The organism is uncultured Planktosalinus sp. (genome assembly GCF_963973675.1).
GTDB lineage: Bacteria > Bacteroidota > Bacteroidia > Flavobacteriales > Flavobacteriaceae > Planktosalinus.
The window spans coordinates 1-2,454 of record NZ_CAXBAN010000386.1 but is presented as its reverse complement, the minus strand read 5'-3'; the positions used below and the strand labels follow the sequence as shown (position 1 = coordinate 2,454).

General features: G+C 34.6%; 2 protein-coding genes and 1 pseudogene. 1 reads left to right on the top strand and 2 read right to left on the bottom strand.

Features of this window, described 5'->3' with window-relative positions; all coding sequences use genetic code 11:
- A pseudogene (locus tag AACY61_RS12390) lies at positions 1–1,081 on the bottom strand (hypothetical protein); the annotation flags it as partial.
- A gap of 205 nt (positions 1,082–1,286) precedes the next feature.
- On the opposite strand from AACY61_RS12390, the gene AACY61_RS12385 reads away from it, so the two are divergent.
- Positions 1,287–2,063 carry a T9SS type A sorting domain-containing protein gene (locus tag AACY61_RS12385; protein WP_339611889.1) on the top strand — a complete coding sequence of 259 codons (777 nt, stop codon included), beginning with the start codon at positions 1,287–1,289 and terminating at the stop codon, positions 2,061–2,063.
- 49 nt (positions 2,064–2,112) lie between these two features.
- On the opposite strand, the gene AACY61_RS12380 is transcribed toward AACY61_RS12385, so the two are convergent.
- A partial coding sequence (locus AACY61_RS12380; RefSeq protein WP_339611888.1) for an aminoacyl--tRNA ligase-related protein occupies positions 2,113–2,454 on the bottom strand: 342 nt, incomplete at its 5' end.

Here is a 2,454-nt window from a genome sequence, read left to right as displayed (position 1 = left end):
AAGATTTTAAATTTTGAACGGCTGTTGATTTATCATTGATTTTATAGGCTAAAAAACGGTTGTAATCTACTTGAAGGCCAAAGGTTTTTGGTCCTTCACCAAAAGTGCTGATCAGATTAGTGAACTTTGATTTTATTTCTGGATAGGTTTCTTTTTGACCTGTTCTAATTTCAATTTCCATTAAATATTGATAGCCCTCCAATCGGTCCATTTCTGAAGTGCTGTTTTCAATGATAAAACCTAAAATTTCTTTTGAAATGGGGTAGTCTTTATCATCCATAGCAATGAGTGCCAGTTCCAGCATTTCATTTAATCCATCAAATGTGCGCCGGTAGATTGCTTTTTCTTGCGTGAAAGCTCGGTCGTATTGTTTTTGCTGGATAAACAACCAGCTCAATAATTGGTTGTAAAATATATCAGGATTGTTTTGTGACCTTCTTAACAGTGCTTTTCTAAGCAGTTCGTTGGCTTCGTTTTGAGGGTCTTCTATTATATACCGACTAAAATTTCGTTGTGCAGCAATTAAAAAAGAAGGGTTGCGCTCAATAATATTCAAGTAACTTTCAAACATTTTTTCAAGAAGTCCCTGTTCGCCATAGAGACGGGCCAGCCTGCTGTTGTAGTCAAGTGATTCATCGAGTGCCATGCCTTTTTCATAGGTTTCAATGGCTTTGTCCAGTAAGCTGTATTTCTCAAAAGTATTGGCGATTGAAAAGGTAATTTTTGGGTTTTCATAAATACTTTTTATGGCCACATTAAAAATGGAGTCTGCTTTTTGAGGTTGGTTTTGAAGCAGGTAGTTTCTCCCCAGTTCAACGATAAAAATAGGGTGGTTTTTAGTAAACTTTAGTCGTTCTTCAATTAACTTTTGGGCTTCCTCAAAGTTTTCTAATTGTTGCTGTGTGTTGAGGTAATATAAAAAGTAGTCGTTTTTGTTGGGTGTGTTTTCAAATAGCGCTTTGAAAATGGGCAGTGCTTTATCAAAGTCGCCTCTGTCAAAATAATTTTTAGCCAGGTTTTCATTTTGAGAGAATGAAACCAAGCTAAAACAAAATAGAAATACAAAGAGGGAGATGCGCATTTTGATACTTTTTGGTAAATATAACAAAATGTGGATTGGTAATCTAGTTATAAATTAGTTAAGTAATTAATAAAATTCGTATTTATAAATTCAAACATTTTACTTACTTAGATTGGAACAATGAGGTTAATTCTACTTTTTTATTTAGTATGTGACGGTGAAATTCAAGGTTCTAAAAACTTATCTAAACTATAAAAATACTATTATGAAAAAACATATTAAAAATAAAACAACCTTTATAACTATTTCATTGATTTTAAGTTTAAACGGTTTTCTCTTTCAAACAAATTCAATTACTTTATATGCACAACCCGATATTTTTTTAACATCAGAATGGCATCTCGTAGAAGGGGAAGTAAATGGAGAATTCATCTCGCTTCAAGATTTAGGGGGAGGTGTATTCTATCGAGTAGTTGATACAGAAAGTTTTTTAATTAGATATGGACATAGTTGTTTTGAATTTATCACTGTTCCTTATACTAATGTAGCTGAAAGTACTTTTACAATAGGATTAATTGAAGATTATTCTTCTTGTGAATATAGTGACCCAGATGAGCTTACTGCTGTTGAACTTTACAAAAGTTTGTTTTTTGAAACACCCATTGATGATAATGGCACACCAAAAAATCCATTTACCTATACTTATGAAGAAATCCCTGGTGATAATCTAGGTTTATTAATCACAAATGCCAATGGAGATTGGGCTTTATTTGTAACGGCTCAACTCACAATTATAGATGACTTTTTTGTCAATGGTTTTACCACCTTCCCTAATCCTGTAAAAGGATCCTTGTTTATCAAAAACGCATTCAACCAGGTGCAAGCAAGTGTGTATGATGTGGGTGGTAAACTGCAACAAACCCATATTGTAGAAGCAGGGCAATCACAAATAGATGTCAACAAACTTCAATCTGGTTTGTATTTTGTGGTGTTTGTAAATGAGCAAGGCAATAGGGTGAGTAAAAAGTTTATAAAAAATTAATTTGTAAGCAACCTTTTCAAGGTCCTAAACCCTGAGGGTTAAATACTAACTAATCAATCAAACTAAACCCACAATAAGGCACCAACACTTCAGGAATTTTAATACCCTCAGGTGTTTGATAGTTTTCCAGTATTCCGGCAAGGACTCTGGGTAGTGCCAAGGCACTACCGTTCAAAGTGTGTGCCAGCTGGTTTTTTCCGTTTTCATCTTTAAAACGCAGTTTCAATCGGTTGGCCTGAAAGGTTTCAAAATTGGACACCGATGAAATTTCCAGCCAGCGGTCTTGAGCGGTTGAAAATACCTCAAAATCATACGTTAGGACAGAGGTAAAGCCCAAATCGCCCCCACAAAGTCTTAAAACACGGTAAGGCAATTGGAGTTCGTTGAGTAT